The sequence below is a fragment of the Pseudomonas izuensis genome, from assembly GCF_009861505.1.
Lineage (GTDB): Bacteria > Pseudomonadota > Gammaproteobacteria > Pseudomonadales > Pseudomonadaceae > Aquipseudomonas > Aquipseudomonas izuensis.
Genome location: NZ_WTFT01000053.1, coordinates 1 through 15,868, shown reverse-complemented (window position 1 = coordinate 15,868; position 15,868 = coordinate 1). Strand labels below are relative to the sequence as shown.

General features: G+C 59.8%; 12 protein-coding genes. 6 read left to right on the top strand and 6 right to left on the bottom strand.

Annotated features, from left to right (window positions below; all coding sequences use genetic code 11):
• A partial coding sequence (locus tag GPL81_RS31265; protein WP_218585671.1) for a hypothetical protein occupies positions 1-313 on the bottom strand: 313 nt, incomplete at its 3' end.
• A gap of 1,175 nt (positions 314-1,488) precedes the next feature.
• On the opposite strand from GPL81_RS31265, the gene GPL81_RS29740 reads away from it, so the two are divergent.
• The 4 genes from GPL81_RS29740 to GPL81_RS29725 all read left to right on the top strand — a co-directional run bounded on the left by GPL81_RS29740 (position 1,489) and on the right by GPL81_RS29725 (position 9,004).
• Positions 1,489-3,633, top strand: coding sequence for a cytochrome-c peroxidase (locus tag GPL81_RS29740; protein WP_160109636.1), 2,145 nt, complete (start codon positions 1,489-1,491; stop codon positions 3,631-3,633).
• A 150-nt stretch (positions 3,634-3,783) separates the two neighbouring features.
• Positions 3,784-5,076 carry a GGDEF domain-containing protein gene (locus GPL81_RS29735; RefSeq protein WP_121104058.1) on the top strand — a complete coding sequence of 431 codons (1,293 nt, stop codon included), beginning with the start codon at positions 3,784-3,786 and terminating at the stop codon, positions 5,074-5,076.
• A gap of 85 nt (positions 5,077-5,161) precedes the next feature.
• Positions 5,162-6,958 (top strand): acyl-CoA dehydrogenase C-terminal domain-containing protein, encoded by a 1,797-nt coding sequence (locus GPL81_RS29730; protein WP_160109635.1) that lies wholly within the window; start codon positions 5,162-5,164, stop codon positions 6,956-6,958.
• A 267-nt stretch (positions 6,959-7,225) separates the two neighbouring features.
• Positions 7,226-9,004 carry an acyl-CoA dehydrogenase C-terminal domain-containing protein gene (locus tag GPL81_RS29725; protein ID WP_160109634.1) on the top strand — a complete coding sequence of 593 codons (1,779 nt, stop codon included), beginning with the start codon at positions 7,226-7,228 and terminating at the stop codon, positions 9,002-9,004.
• 227 nt (positions 9,005-9,231) lie between these two features.
• Here the strand turns inward: GPL81_RS29725 and GPL81_RS29720 are convergent, their stop codons facing one another.
• On the bottom strand, positions 9,232-10,161 hold the full coding sequence (locus GPL81_RS29720) for a LysR family transcriptional regulator (RefSeq protein ID WP_160109633.1): 930 nt from the start codon (positions 10,159-10,161) through the stop codon (positions 9,232-9,234).
• A 169-nt stretch (positions 10,162-10,330) separates the two neighbouring features.
• Between GPL81_RS29720 and GPL81_RS29715 the strand changes: the two genes are divergently transcribed.
• Together GPL81_RS29715 and GPL81_RS29710 are read left to right on the top strand one after the other, a co-directional pair.
• Positions 10,331-11,614, top strand: coding sequence for an aspartate aminotransferase family protein (locus GPL81_RS29715; protein WP_160109632.1), 1,284 nt, complete (start codon positions 10,331-10,333; stop codon positions 11,612-11,614).
• Positions 11,615-11,822: 208 nt separating this feature from the next.
• Positions 11,823-11,981, top strand: coding sequence for a YqaE/Pmp3 family membrane protein (locus tag GPL81_RS29710; RefSeq protein ID WP_003228885.1), 159 nt, complete (start codon positions 11,823-11,825; stop codon positions 11,979-11,981).
• A 117-nt stretch (positions 11,982-12,098) separates the two neighbouring features.
• Here GPL81_RS29710 and GPL81_RS29705 read toward each other — a convergent pair whose 3' ends face one another.
• The 4 genes from GPL81_RS29705 to pqqC form a co-directional block, all read right to left on the bottom strand.
• On the bottom strand, positions 12,099-13,925 hold the full coding sequence (locus tag GPL81_RS29705; RefSeq protein WP_160109631.1) for a S9 family peptidase: 1,827 nt from the start codon (positions 13,923-13,925) through the stop codon (positions 12,099-12,101).
• On the bottom strand, positions 13,891-14,997 hold the full coding sequence (gene pqqE, locus GPL81_RS29700; protein ID WP_178122637.1) for a pyrroloquinoline quinone biosynthesis protein PqqE: 1,107 nt from the start codon (positions 14,995-14,997) through the stop codon (positions 13,891-13,893). The genes GPL81_RS29705 and pqqE overlap by 35 nt, the downstream gene beginning before the upstream one ends.
• A 37-nt stretch (positions 14,998-15,034) precedes the next feature.
• The gene (gene pqqD, locus GPL81_RS29695) at positions 15,035-15,310 is read right to left on the bottom strand and encodes a pyrroloquinoline quinone biosynthesis peptide chaperone PqqD (RefSeq protein WP_160109629.1); all 276 of its coding nucleotides are present in this window, start codon (positions 15,308-15,310) and stop codon (positions 15,035-15,037) included.
• Positions 15,307-15,868: pyrroloquinoline-quinone synthase PqqC (gene pqqC, locus GPL81_RS29690; RefSeq protein WP_160109628.1), on the bottom strand; the 562-nt coding region annotated here is incomplete at its 5' end. The genes pqqC and pqqD, both read right to left, overlap by 4 nt.

The following is a 15,868-nucleotide window of genomic DNA, read 5'->3' as shown; positions in this document are numbered from 1 at the left end:
CCCCGGGGGGGCCACCCCCAGCACCGGTACCCGCGGGGGTAGCCACTGCCAGGCCCTGGATAAAGCCCTGTATGGCGAAACCGGGAATAGCATAAACCTCAGTGAAGCCGGGATCAGGCAGTGTGGGTGGGGCGACTGGCGCCCCCGCCCCCTTGGGGGGGGGCTTGGCGGCCCCACCGCCACCACCACCACCGCCGCCGCCACCACCAACCCCATTTTTGGCCCACGCCGCGCCGGTTACGCCGAGGGCCAGTGCAAGGGCGATTGCACTGGCGATCAGTGCAGTACGGCCGATGACACCCTGGGTTCGCATGGGGAGCGGCGGTTCAACATGTGCTTTTGTTTTGGCGCATAGTCTCATGATTGTCTCCGAGGTTTTGCCAGGCCGATTTCTGATCTAGCGACCCACCTACTCGCTGATGCACCAAGGTCTGTGCAAAAAAAGAGCGGAACAACGGTCGTTGGGCTCGAGCCGGAGAGATGAACAAATGTGAGCTGGTACCTTGGCCCGTGATCACATTTACCTTCCAGGCATATTCAAGCTGCGTTGTGCTGGCCTGCCCAAGACACAAACGTCAGAGAAATTTCCCTGAGCCTGAAGGGTGCAAAGCAGTAGTCGTGCCCGATTTGGCACAAACAATCGGCAGCCCGCGGAAAATGCGGGCTGCACGGGCATTAGTTGTTTTGTATGTAACTATATCGATGTGATTAAAACCAAAGTAGGGGGGGATATATACCCGTTTTTGGGCGTGCTTTTTTAGCCGGACAGTTATCCGATGAAAAGTCTCAGGGTTAAATGAATGAGAAGGGTTGCTTATAAGTACTCGAAAGTCAGAGTTCTGACAATCGGAATTTTGCGAGGGGGAGTAGCAAATGAAGTTTGAATTTTAATATATAAAGTCACGACAATAGCTCACGCAGTGCAACTTGTGCACGAGTGAGATTTTTAGGTTTTGTGGGTGATTCTACTTTTCTTTATTAATAGGCTAATAGAACTGCTTGTTGTTCGGTTAGCCTCTTATTGATGCAGTAGCAATTACTTTGCCAGTTTGACGAAAACGCCTGGTTGCCCTGTTTCGACCAATGAATGCTGGGATTCTTGGTTTTTTCTGGGGGTGAAATACTGACTGCTGGGGAGTATTCCCCACTATTGGGGAAAGGTCACACCAATATTGAGGGCAGCGCCATAGTGTCTTTTTGCCGTGTTTTAGAGTGTGCGGAGTGAAATAAAAAAATATTGAATTTTTGCTGTTGAAATCTTTTGTTACAGCTAAAGTGGGATCAAGCGCTCTTCGCAGTGCGATAAAAAATTGTTGAAGATAAGCCTGAGCCAAGAGAGTACTTTGCCAGCCTTGCCTTGTCCCGTGTCGGTCAACTTCAAGTTGGCGTGAATGCGCGTGCGGGCAGAAAAGTTCATGGCGATGAGTTCATCTCGCAACAGGTCAACCCCGGAGCCTGGCTACTCCGTACTGAATCGAGAATGTCATCATGGTTAAGTGCTTGAGCATCTTTCGAAGCCATCACATGGTTAGTGTGGTGGCGAGCGGTTTACTTGCCATCAGCCTGCCGGTCATCAGCGCTTTTGCCGCTGATGCGCCCGTAGCCAATCCGCCGGTGGTACCCGATGTGCCCAGCCTGCAACCGTTGCGCGGTATGGTGCCACCTGATCCTTCGGGTACCGAGGGCGGGCGCAAGGTCGACCTGATGACCGACTATGTGGTCAATCGCTCGGCGGCAGTGCTCCTGGGCAAGGCGCTGTTTTGGGACATGGAGATCGGCAGTGACGGTTCCACCGCTTGCGCGTCCTGCCACTTCCACGCGGGTGTCGATCACCGCACCACCAACCAGATCAACCCCGGGCAGGCCAACACCAACGCGAACGTCTCGTCGATCTTCAACAAACCGTTCACCGCCTCGAACATTCCAGGCGACGTGCCGAGCTACACCACCAAATCGGGAGGCAAGGGCGGTCCGAATTACCTGTTGAAGAAAAATGACTTCCCGACCCATGTGCTGGCTAATCCCCTGGATCGCAATTCGGCGATTGTCTATTCGACTGACGATGTGATTGGGTCACAAGGCGTGTTCGACGCCAACTTCGTCAAGCCCCGTCAGGCGCGTTTCGACAAGTGCATTCAGCAACCGGATGGTATCTTCCAGGTGGGCGGCATCAACGTGCGCCGCGCCACCGGGCGCAACGCACCCACGGTGATCAACGCCGCGTTCAACGTGCGCAACTTCTGGGATGGCCGGGCCAATAACATCTTCAACGGCTTCTCTCCATTCGGCAATCGCGACCCGGATGCCGGGATTTTCGTGACCGCCGATCGCAGTGGCGTGGCGACCAAAGTCAGGCTGGCGCTCAAGGATGCTTCCGCCGCCTCGCAGGCGGTAGGGCCACCCGGCAGCCCGGTGGAAATGTCCTGCGGCGGACGTACCTTCGCCGACATTGGCCGGCGCATGCTTGACACCTTGATGCTCAAAGGGCAACGGATCGCGTCCACCGATTCGGTGCTTGGGCCAGTGTCCGGCGCCCGCCGGCCGACCTACCGCGAGCTGATCAAGAACGCCTTCCAGCCACGCCTGTGGAATGCCACGCAGCAGGTCTCGCTGGGCGGTGCGCCATACACCCAGATGGAAGCGAACTTCCCGCTGTTCTTCGGGCTGGCGATTCAGATGTATGAGTCCACGCTGATCTCGGATCAGGCGCCGCTGGATGCCTATTTGCTGGGCGATCATACGGCCATGAACGACCAGCAGGTCCAGGGCATGAACCTGTTCCTGGGCAAGGGCAAGTGCATCAGTTGCCACGGCGGCGCGGAATTGACCAACGCCGGCAGCCGGTTGCTGTTCCATCCTCGGGAACGTATCGAGCGCATGGTCATGGCCGACAACCTGACCACGCTCTATGACAACGGCTTCTACAACACCGGGGTGCGTCCAACCTCGGAAGACCTGGCAGTCGGAGGCTCGGATGCCTGGGGCAATCCGTTGTCCTTCACTCGCGAGTACAACACCGTGCTCCAGGGCGGCCAGATCCCTGATCCGCTGGAAGTCGATGTGTGCACCTTCGAAGCGCCTTTGAGCCCGGCGATTCCTTGTGATCCGACGCTCAAGCCCAGTGTCGGTTTCCGCGACGCGGTCGATGGCGCCTTCAAGACGCCGACCTTGCGCAACATCGCGTTGACCGGACCGTACTTCCACAATGGCAGTCGCGCAACGCTGCAACAGGTGATGGAGTTCTACAACCGCGGCGGCGACCGGCGTGGCGAAGATGCCAGCAACACCAGCGGCTTCGAGCACCCGGCGGTCAATCAGCACAACGGCTCAAACCTCGATCCGGACATGACCCCGCTGAACCTGACTCCGGATGAAGTGGATGCATTGGTCAAATTCATGGAAGTCGGCCTGACCGATCCTCGGGTTGCGTGGGAACGGGCGCCGTTTGACCATCCTTCGCTAGTACTGCCTCAGGGCGAAAAAGGTGATGAAAACTCGGTCGGGCAAAAACCGGCCAGTCCGAAAATCACTACCCGGCAGGCGCAGGACGCCGACTTCCAGCTCAGACCGGTCGGTGCCGAAGGTCGCACACGTATGGAAGGGCCACTGCTACCGTTCAATAACGACCTGTAAAGGTTTTCCCCTTGCGTCACTGGTGGCTGATGGACGCCAGTGACGCTCTTTTACAAATACCTCAGTATTTCACTCAGCAAATCGAGGGGGCTGCCGTTAAAGTGGTGGGCACAGTGCCATCAATCGCTATGACGGTCGGAGCTTTTACCCTTGCCGCGTTCTTCCGCTGTACGTTTCAGTCATTTCCTGCCGTCATTGCTGCTGTTACTGGCGGGGCTTGCGGCTGCGTACGTCAAGGATTTGAACGTTTTCTTCACCTCGCTATTTAACGTGCTGCCGACCTTGGTGCTCCTGCTCGGTGGAGCTTACTGCGCGGTTTACCGACGTCAGCGTGAGCTGTTTCTGATGGTCACGGTGTACATCGCTTACTTCCTGCTCGACACCCAGACCGACTACTACCGCGACAACGGCAAGGTGCGTGAGGACGCTGCCGTGGTCTTCCATTTGTGTTGCCTTCTATTGCCGTTGCTGTTTGGCGTGTTCGCCGCGTGGCAGGAGCGAACGCATCTGTTCCAGGACATGGTGGCGCGTTTCGCCGTGTTGCTGGCGGTAGGCAGCGTGGCGCTGGGGCTGGAACAAAGTTATCCGCAGGCGTTGTTGATTTGGCTGTCGGAGATCCGCTGGCCAGCCCTGCATGGCGCCTGGATGAGTCTGATCCAGCTGTCGTACCCGGTGTTCATCGGCTCATTCCTGTTGTTGGCCTGGCAGTACTGGCGCAACCCCAGACCGCTGCATGCCGCGCAACTGGTGGGTTTGCTCGGGTTGTTCTGGATGTTGCCGAAAACCTTCATTCTGCCGTTCACCCTGAACATCATGTGCAGTCAGGTGATGTTGATGATCGCTGCCGCCGTTGCCCATGAGGCTTATCAAATGGCCTTCCGCGACGAGCTGACCGGGCTGCCGGGCCGTCGCGCGTTGAACGAGCGCATGCAGCGTCTGGGGCGCAACTACGTGTTGGCCATGAGCGACGTCGACCATTTCAAGAAATTCAACGATACCCACGGCCACGATGTTGGTGACCAGGTGTTGCGACTGGTGGCCAGCAAACTGTCGAAAATCAGTGGCGGCGGTAAGGCGTATCGCTACGGCGGCGAGGAATTCGCCCTGGTGTTTGCAGGCAAGACGCTCGAAGAGTGCCTGCCGCACCTGGAAGTGATCCGCGAATCCATCGCCAGCTACAACATTCATCTGCGCAATCAGGACAGCCGTCCGCAGGATGATAGCCAGGGGCGTCAGCGTCGTTCCGGTTCCAGCGCTTCGAGCGTGTCGGTCACCGTCAGCATCGGCGTCGCCGAACGGGTTGAGCAACGCACTCCCGAAGAAGTGCTCAAGTCCGCCGACCAGGCGCTCTACAGCGCCAAGGGCGCCGGGCGTAACTGCGTCGTGGCCTTCGGGCAGAACCGTCGTGGCGCCGTGCGCAGGGAAGCCGCTACGGTTGAGTGATGATGACGCATTCAGCGTCTGGACTGTGATTGTGAGGCGTGGTTGCCGGCAGTAGGTTGATGAAATCTGCCGCCGGAGAATGACCATGCCCGAGTACAAAGCTCCTCTGCGCGATATGCGCTTTCTGATCGACCACGTCTTCGATTTTCACAGCAACTACGCGGCGCTGGGTGCCTATGACGCCAGCCCGGACATGATTAACGCGATCCTCGAAGAAGGCGCGAAATTCTGTGAGAACGTGCTGGCACCCCTCAATCGCAGCGGTGACGAAGAAGGCTGCCATTTCGACAATGGCGTGGTAACGACGCCTACAGGCTTCAAGCAGGCTTTCGCACAATACGTGGAAGGCGGCTGGCACGGACTGGCAGCTGATCCGGCGTACGGTGGCCAGGGTTTGCCCAGCTCCCTGGGGCTGGTCATCAGCGAAATGGTAGCCTCCAGCAACACTTCCTGGGGCATGTATCCGGGCCTGACCCACGGCGCCATGTCGGCGATCCATGCCCATGGCACCGAAGAACAGAAACAGACCTACCTGAGCAAACTCACCGCGGGCCAGTGGACTGGCACCATGTGCCTCACCGAAGCCCACTGCGGCACCGACCTGGGCCTCATCAAGACCCGCGCTGTCCCCGAGTCCGACGGCAGTTATGCGATCACCGGCAGCAAGATCTTCATCTCTGCCGGTGAACACGATATGAGCGACAACATCATTCACCTGGTGCTGGCCAAGCTGCCGGATGCACCGTCCGGCACCAAAGGGATTTCACTGTTCATCGTACCCAAGTTCCTGCCCGATGCCGTGGGTGAAGCAGGGGAGCGCAATGGCGTGTCCTGTGGCGCCATCGAACACAAAATGGGCATCAAGGCTTCGGCCACCTGCGTGTTGAACTTCGACGGGGCCAGGGGCTTCTTGATCGGTGAAGCGAACAAGGGCCTGAACTGCATGTTCACCATGATGAACCACGCGCGCCTGGGCACCGGCATGCAGGGGTTGTGTCTGGGCGAGGCCAGTTTCCAGGGGGCGATCAAGTACGCCAATGACCGTTTGCAGATGCGCGCGCTGACAGGCCCGAAAGCGCCGGAACAGGCGGCCGACCCGATCATCGTTCATCCCGACGTTCGGCGGATGTTGCTGACCATGAAGGCCTTCAACGAAGGCAACCGCGCATTGACCTATTTCACTGCGCAATTGCTGGATGTTGCGCACTTGAGCACGGATGAAGCAGCGCGTCAAGAGGCCGAAGACCTGCTGGCGTTCCTCACACCGATCTGCAAGGCCTTCATGACCGAAACCGGCCTGGAAGTGACCAACCATGGCATGCAGGTTTTCGGCGGCCACGGCTTCATTCGTGAATGGGGCATGGAACAACTGGTTCGTGACTGCCGGATTGCACCGATTTATGAAGGCACCAACGGCATTCAGGCCCTGGACCTGCTCGGGCGAAAAGTCCTTGGCAGCCAGGGCAAACTGCTGCGTGGCTTTACCAAAATCGTCCACAAATTCTGCATGGCGAACGCCGGGCATCCGCAGTTGGCCGTCTATGTGGCTGAGCTCAATGAGCTGAATCGGCAATGGGGCGAGCTGACGACCCGGGTCGGCATGGCGGCGATGAAAAATCCGGATGAGGTTGGGGCCGCATCGGTGGATTACCTGATGTACAGCGGCTACATCATTCTTGGTTATTTATGGTTGCGCATGGCGTTGGTGGCGCAGGCACGGTTGGAGGACGGAAGCGGTGATGCCGATTTCTGCCGGGGCAAACTGGCGACCAGCGAGTTTTACTTCAAGCGGTTGTTGCCGCGTACGGCCGCGCATCGGGCGGCGATCGAGGCGGGGAGTGATTGCCTGATGCAATTGCCGGCGGAGTTGTTTTCGCTCTGACGCCTCCCCCCTGTAGGAGCGAGCTCTGCTCGCGATGGTCGTGAACGAAAACGCGTAAAATCAGGTGCCCAGCGGCGCCATCGGGTTTTTCGCGAGCGAGCTCGCTCCTACAGCTTCATCCTTTCACCCTCGCATATGACGATGACTAAAAATTACAAAACGGTCATGTGTCGACCCTATGTGTCGCAAAAGTTGTTGGGGTACACTCCGACCCATTGAATACACTATCCCTGTGAATCACCTGCTTAAGATCTTGCGAGGTTTGCCATGGCTGACTACAAAGCGCCCCTGCGCGATATGCGCTTCGTCCTCAATGAAGTGTTCGAGGTCGCCAAACTCTGGGCCGAGCTGCCGGCGCTGGCCGATACCGTCGATGCTGAAACGGTCGAAGCCATTCTTGAAGAGGCCGGCAAGGTCACCAGCAAAAGTATTGCCCCCCTGAGCCGCGCGGCTGACGAAGAAGGTTGCCACTGGGCGGACGGTGCCGTCACCACGCCAGCCGGTTTCCCACAGGCTTATCAGACCTACGCTGAAGGCGGTTGGGTCGGCGTTGGTGGCGATCCGGCCTACGGTGGCATGGGCATGCCCAAGGCGGTTTCGGCCCAGGTCGAAGAAATGGTCAACTCCGCGAGCCTGTCGTTCGGCCTGTACCCGATGCTGACCGCCGGGGCCTGCCTGTCGATCAACGCCCACGCCAGCGAAGAGCTCAAGGCGGCGTACCTGCCGAACATGTACGCCGGTGTCTGGGCCGGCTCCATGTGCCTGACCGAGCCGCACGCCGGTACCGACCTGGGGATCATCCGCACCAAGGCCGAACCTCAGGCCGACGGGTCCTACAAGGTCAGCGGCACCAAGATTTTCATCACCGGCGGCGAACACGACCTGACCGAAAACATCATTCACCTGGTGCTGGCCAAGCTGCCGGACGCCCCGGCGGGGCCGAAGGGCATTTCGCTGTTCCTGGTGCCCAAGTACCTGGTCAATGCCGATGGCAGCCTGGGGGCGCGCAACCCGGCGAACTGTGGTTCGATCGAACACAAGATGGGCATCCAGGCGTCCGCGACCTGCGTGATGAACTTCGACGAAGCCGTGGGTTACCTGGTCGGTGAACCGAACAAAGGCCTGGCGGCGATGTTCACCATGATGAACTACGAGCGTCTGGGCGTCGGCATCCAGGGCCTGGCCAGTGGCGAGCGTTCTTACCAGAACGCCGTCGAATACGCCCGTGATCGTCTGCAAAGCCGTTCGCCGACTGGCGCGCAGAACAAGGACAAAGTGGCCGACCCGATCATCGTCCACCCGGACGTGCGCCGCATGCTGCTGACCATGAAGGTTTCGAACGAAGGCGGCCGGGCGTTCTCGACGTACGTGGCAATGCAACTGGACACCGCCAAGTTCAGCGAAGACACCGCGACGCGCAAGCGCGCCGAAGACCTGGTGGCGCTGTTGACCCCGGTGGCCAAGGCTTTCCTGACCGACCTTGGCCTGGAAACCACGGTGCATGGCCAGCAGGTGTTCGGCGGTCACGGCTACATCCGCGAATGGGGCCAGGAGCAACTGGTGCGCGACGTGCGCATCACCCAGATCTACGAAGGCACCAATGGCATTCAGGCGCTGGACCTGGTGGGGCGTAAGATCGTCGGCAGCGGCGGGGCGTTCTACAACCTGTTCGCCGACGAGATTCGTCACTTCACCGCGACCGCCAGCGCTGACCTGGCGGAGTTCACCAAGCCGCTCAACGATGCCGTGACCACCCTTGACGAACTGACGGCCTGGTTGCTGGACCGGGCGAAGACCAACCCGAACGAAATAGGTGCGGCGTCGGTCGAGTACCTGCAAACCTTCGGTTACGTGGCCTACGCCTACATGTGGGCGCTGATGGCCAAGGCGGCTTTTGGCAAGGAAGCGCAGGACGATTTCTACGCCAGCAAACTGGGCACGGCGCGGTTCTATTTCGCCCGTCTGTTGCCGCGGATTCACTCGCTGAGCGCATCGGTCAAAGCCGGTAGCGAGTCGCTGTTCCTGCTGGACGCGGCACAGTTCTGACCCTGTAACGTCATGTAAGCATTCTCTTACATGACGTGCTGCTGTTCTCCCATAGATGCAGATTGGATCCACAGCTAATCTACTTCACATGGACGTCGCGCAGGAAGCGCAAAGCAACAACACGGACACGTAGGATTCTGCCAGGACGGCGGAGTGAAATGGATGTCAGGGAAACAGTCTGCAAAGCCCCGCTTCGGCGGGGTTTTCTTATGCCTGCAAAAAAGTATTCAACTCAGGCCATCCATTTCCGGCGCGCTGTTCAAGCGCTCATCCGGCCGATTCATCACCTCCTCAAGCAAGGTGCGAAGCAACGCCAGCGAGGCCTGTTGCCGTTGCACATCCCGGCACACCAACCCGACTTTCAGTGGCACCCGTGGTTCGCTCAGGGGTTTCCACAGCAGATCCTTATTGCCGTGGGCCTTTTGTGAGCGCCCCGGCAGTACGGTCGCCAGCCGCGTGTGTGGCAGGCTGCCGAGAATCCCGGCCATGTTGTTCAGTTCGGCTTGCACCTGTGGCCGGCGTCCCAGGTTTGCCAGTTGCGCCTGCCAGATCTGCCGCACTTGAAACTCTTCGCCCAGCAATAGCATGGGCAATTCGGCGGCCTGGCTCATGGAGACTTTCTTGAATTCCCGCAATGGGTGCTCAGCCGGGATGACAAGAGTCAGTTCATCTTCATACAACATCACGCCCTGCAGTCCCGGTTGCCGGGGCGGCAGGTAGCTGATGCCGATATCCAAGGAGCCGTTGAGCAGTCGTCGCTCGATCTCCAGGCCCGTCAGTTCATAGATCTGCACCACCAGATGCGGTTGCTCTTTACGCACCCGTTCGAGCATCTGCGGCACCAGGCTGGTATGCACGGTCTGCAAGACCCCGATGGCCAGCGTACGCAGCGCCTGTCCCTTGAAATTGCCCAGTGCTTCACGTGCCCGTTGCAGGCCATCGAGCAAGGGCAGGGCGTGGTTGTACAGCGTGTGGGCCGCCAGGGTTGGCAACAGACGTTTGCTGCTGCGTTCGAACAGGCTCACATCGAGGGCTTGTTCGAGGTGGCGGATCTGTTGGGACAGCGCTGGTTGCGAGATGGACAGTCGTTCGGCGGCGCGGCCGACATGGCCTTCTTCATAGACCGCGACGAAATAACGCAGTTGTTTGAAATCCATAAGTAATGCTTATTGAAAATGCTCGGAAATCGAAATGGCTCAGCGCCTTGTCTGAGCCTAGTCTAACCGCATTCACAAGGCTTACAGGGCCACAGAGCGCGATGAATACCGTTTGCTTCAATGGTGTTTGCATAGGCAACGCAAAAAATCTCAAGCGGAAGCTGAACCCATGAACCTGTTCAGCCTGCGTCGTCATTCACCGAGCCTCGATGATCTGGTGGCGGACGCTGCTTTCCCTACCGGGCACGACAACCTTTCCAGTGAGTGTCTGATGCCCAGTGTTGAGCGGCCGCAACAGGTTTTTGTTCGCGGCCAGGGGTCCTGGTTGTGGGACAGCGATGACCGCGCGTATCTGGATTTTTCACAGGGCGGCGGGACCAACAGTCTCGGCCATAGCCCCAAGGCACTGGCTGACGCAATAACGTCGCAGGCTCAGTCGCTGATCAATTCCGGCTTTGGCCTGCATAACCGCGGCATGCTCAACCTCGCCGAGCGACTGTGTATCAGTACCGGCAGTGACCAGGCGTATCTGCTCAACACGGGTAGCGAAGCCTGTGAAGCAGCGATCAAGCTGGCGCGCAAATGGGGTCAACAGCATCGCGGTGGCGCCTCGCGGATCATCGTTGCCAACAAAGGTTGTCATGGGCGTAGCCTGGGGACGATTTCAGCGTCGGACAGTTCGTCGTTGATCAACCGATTCGAGCCGCAGCTTCCGGGCTTCAGCCATGTGCCGTTCAATGATCTTCCGGCGTTGCACGCCGCCGTGGATGAGCGGACGGTGGCGATCATGCTCGAACCTATCCAGAGCGAGGGCGGGGTGATTCCGGCTACCGCGCATTACCTCAAGGGCGTTGAGCGCCTGTGTCGAGAACTCGGCATCTTGCTGATCTTCGATGAAGTGCAAACCGGCATCGGTCGGTGTGGCACCTTGCTCGCGGAACAGTCCTACGGCGTGCGGGCCGATATTCTGGTGCTCGGCAAAGGACTGGGTGGCGGTTTGCCCTTGGCGGCGTTGCTGGCACGGGGCAAGGCTTGCTGTTTCGATGTCGGCGAAATCAGCGGCAGCCATCATGGCAATGCACTGATGACCGCCGCGGGGCTGGCGGTGCTCGACAGTGTGCAGGACAAAGGATTTCTCGAGCATATCGGGGAATCCGCCCAGCACCTGCGCGAAGGTCTACAGCGTTTGTCCTATCGATATGGCCACGGCGAATTGCGCGGGCAAGGGCTGCTCTGGGGACTGACCCTTTCCGACGAGTGCGCCGACGCCGTGGTCAAGGCGGCGTTGCACGAAGGTCTGCTGCTCAATGCCCCGCAACCCGACTGCCTGCGCTTTACTCCGGCGCTGACCGTCAGCAAGACCAACATCGACGAAATGCTGCTGCGCCTGGCTCGCGCCTTCTCCCGTGTACGTACTGCGCAAGTGCAGTGCCGCAAAGGGATCGCCGTCTGACCGGACGCGCCCTGCACGAATTCCCGAACCGTCTCGCGGTATAACGCGCGCCCCACGCCTGATTTTTTTGGTGTGGGGCGTTTTTTTTGCCTGCGAAATTGACTGCGATGGTTTGGGGGAGCGAAGGGATCTGTGTGAACCCTGACCAACGGCACAGGTCGATTGTTTGTAAGGCTCGCATGAGCCGACTTCAATCAGGAGCTGCCCCATGGATTTCATTCGCATCATCATCGCCATTCTGTTGCCGCCGTTGGGTGTGTTTCTGCAGGTGGGCTTCGGCGGGGCGTTCTGGCTGAATATTCTGTTGACGTTGTGCGGTTACATCCCGGGGATCGTGCATGCGGTGTATATCATCGCCAAGCGTTGAGTCTTGAGTTGCCGGGTAGATTGCTTTCGCGAGCAGGCTCGCTCCCACAGGGTTTTGCGTGCACTGCAGATCCTGTGGGAGCGAGCCTGCTCGCGAACGGAACGACTCAATTTCTGTTTAATTCGCGAAATCCATCACCCGCCGATAAAACAACCACTCCTGCTCCAGCGCATGGGCCTGATTACCGGCCTTGCGGAACCCATGGCGTTCGTCGGCATAGTAATGGGCCTCGACCAGAATGCCGTTGCTTTGCAGCGCCTCGACCATGCCACGGGTCTGCTGCGGCACGACCACGGCGTCCAATTCCCCTTGGAAGAAAATCACGGGTACACGGATGTTGCCCGCATGCAGCAATGGCGTTCGTGCGGTGTAGCGCTCGGCGTCCTGTACGGGATCGCCGATCAGCCAATCGAGGTAGTCGCCCTCGAATTTGTGGGTGGCCCGACCCAATGCGACGGGATCGCTGACGCCATATAGGCTGGCACCAGCCCGAAACACGTCGTGGAAGGCCAGTGCGCACAGTGTGGTGTAGCCACCGGCGCTGCCGCCTCGAATGAACGCCTTGTCACCGTCGATCAACCCGCGTTCGGCGAGATGGCTGACCACCGCGCAAGCATCTTCGACATCGACATCCCCCCAGCTCAAATACAGGGCCTGTCGGTAAGCCCGGCCATAGCCGCTGCTGCCGCGGTAATTGAGGTCGGCCACGGCGAACCCCCGTTGCGCCCAGTACTGGATGCGCGGGTCGAGTATCGGGTAGCACGCGGAAGTCGGGCCACCGTGGATGAATACGACCAGGGGCGGTTTTGCGTCGCCGGTCATCGCCGGATAGAAGAAACCGTGCGCCTCGTTGGATCCGCTTGGATAGCGCAGGGTTTGCGGGCGGCTGATTTGTTCGGCGGGCAAGGGCGCAATGCCGCCTGCCAGTACCTTGACCTGCCGGGTCTGGCGGTCGATGGCGATCACCGCCGAGGAGCTGACCGGCGAGGCCGAGATGCAGTAAATGAATTGCTCATCCAGGGCGAGACTGCGGAAGCGGCTGTAGTCGCCAGTGAAGTCTTCACTCGTTTCCCCGCAAACACCCAAACGACCGAAACCGCCTTCGGTCCAACTCGCCAGATAGCGATTTTCGCTCAGTGGTAACCAGGTGCAGCCGCCGAGTTGCCAGGGGGCAGGGCCATGATCGGCCGCCGTGCTCGGCAAAGGGATCAGGCCGTTTGCCGATTCCACCCAAGGCTGCCAAAAACCGCCACGATCGGTCAGACAAAACAATCGGCCGCTGCTATCGAAACGGGGTTGTTGCAGGGATTCTTGAGCCCCGTCACCGGCCACGCAACGGGCCGGGCCAAAGCCTCCGCTGTCCTGGCGCTCGGCAACCATCAAACGGGTCGCGGTCCAGGGTTGATCCGGGCGACTCCATTCGATCCAGGCCAGGCGTCGTGCATTAGGGCTGAGGGTCGGAGCCGCGTAGAAATCGGCGCCTTCAGCCAGCAAATGGCGCGCGCCGTCAGCCAGATCGATCGCCACCAAGCGATGGTGATCGCGATTCTCTTCAACCGCCAGCACCTGACCGTTGGCGAACTGCAAGTCGCCGTAACGGCATATCCCGGAGGTCAGCACCTGGGGTGCCTCGCCTTGCAGCGATTGGCGATACAGCTGCTGATCGGCCTCGTTGACGAAAACCACGCCGTCGTCTGTCAGACAAAACGCGCCACCGCCATATTCGTACACCCGACTGCGCGCGCTGAACCCCGGCGGTGTCAGGCAGTTCGCTGCGCCGTCGCGCCAATGCCAGAGGCGGCAGGCAGCGTCCTCCGGACGGTATTCGTTCCAGAACAGGCCCTGTTGGCCGACCTGCAGTTCGGCAAAATCGATGCCGGCCGCAACGGCTTTGGCAGCGCTGAAAGGTTCAGCTTTTGGCGATGAGGCGTGAGTTTCGTTCATTGCGAAAGGCCAGTTGGTCGATGGTCTGGGTCGCGTGCTCAGCCTCTTCGCGAGCCTTGAGGATCACGCCGTGTTGGGGCGACTTGCTGCACACCGGGTCGGCGTTGCTGGCGTCGCCGGTGAGCATGAACGCCTGGCAGCGGCAGCCGCCGAAGTCTTTTTCCTTCTCGTCGCAGGAGCGGCACGGTTCGGGCATCCAGGCGTAACCGCGAAAACGGTTGAAGCCGAACGAGTCATACCAGATGTGCTGCAGGCTGTGGTCGCGCACGTTGGGAAACTGCACCGGCAGCTGTCGGGCGCCGTGACAGGGGAGCGCGGTGCCGTCCGGCGTGACGGTCAGAAAAATACTGCCCCAGCCGTTCATGCAGGCTTTGGGGCGTTCTTCATAATAGTCCGGCGTGACAAAAATCAGCTTGCACGGATGCCCGGCGGCTTCCAGTTTGGCGCGGTATTCGTTGGTGATGCGCTCGGCGCGCACCAGTTGCTCGCGGGTTGGCAACAGCCCGACGCGATTGAGCTGCGCCCAACCGTAGAACTGGCAGGTGGCGAGTTCGACGAAGTCCGCCTCCAGGGCGAGGCACAGCTCGATGATGCGGTCGATCTGGTCGATGTTGTGCCGATGGGTGACGAAATTCAGCACCATTGGATAGCCATGGGCCTTCACCGCACGGGCCATGGCCAGCTTCTGTGCGAAGGCCTTTTTCGAGCCGGCCAGGAGGTTGTTCACCTGTTCGTCGCTGGCCTGGAAACTGATCTGGATGTGATCGAGGCCGGCCTGCTTGAATTCGCTGATTTTCTGCTCGGTCAGGCCGATGCCGGAGGTGATCAGGTTGGTGTAGAAACCCAACTGGCGGGCTTCGGCGATCAGCTCGGCGAGGTCCTGGCGCACCAGCGGCTCCCCGCCGGAAAAGCCCAGTTGCGCGGCGCCCATGTCCCGCGCTTCGCGAAACACCTTGAGCCACTGCTCGGTGGTCAACTCTTTGCCTTGCTCGGCAAAGTCCAGCGGGTTGGAGCAGTACGGGCATTGCAGCGGACAGCGATAGGTCAGCTCGGCCAGCAGCCACAGCGGCAAGCCTGTTTCGGGTTTTGGCGGTAACTTGTCCGACGAATCAGGCCAGTTCGATCCAGTGCTGCGCACGGGCCACCTCCATGAATTGCTCGATGTCGTCCCCGAGTTCGGGCACGCCGGGAAACTGCCGGTCGAGCGCGGCGATGATCGCCGCGACATCCCGCTGGCCATCGATCAGGCCGCCGATCAACGCGGCGCTTTCGTTGAGCTTGATCATGCCTTCCGGGTACAGCAGCACGTGGCCTTTCTGCGCCGGTTCGTACTGAAAGCGGTAGCCGGGACGCCAGCGCGGGGTCTGGCGGCGGTCGAAACTCATAAGCTGATTCCTTTGTGCCAGACCCGTTGTGCGGTCACGCTGTGATACGGCGGGCGATTCAGTTCGTAGGCCATGCTCATGGCATCGAGCATGCTCCAAAGAATGTCCAGTTTGAACTGGAGAATGTCCAGCATGCGCTCCTGGCCCGCCCGCGTCGTGTAGTGCTGCAAGGTGATCGCCAAACCGTGTTCCACATCGCGACGGGCCTGACCCAGGCGGGTGCGGAAATATGCGTAGCCAGCCGGGTCGATCCACGGGTAATGCTGCGGCCAGCTGTCCAGGCGCGACTGATGGATCTGCGGCGCGAACAGTTCGGTCAGCGAGCTGCTGGCGGCTTCCTGCCAACTGGCGCGACGGGCGAAGTTGACATAGGCGTCCACGGCGAAACGCACGCCGGGCAGCACCAGCTCCTGTGAACGCAGCTGATCCGGGTCGAGACCGACCGCCTGGCCCAGCCGCAACCAAGCTTCGATGCCGCCGTCTTCGCCGGGGGCGCCGTCGTGGTCGAGTAGGCGCTGAATCCATTCGCGGCGGATCTCGCGGTCCGGGCAGTTGGCG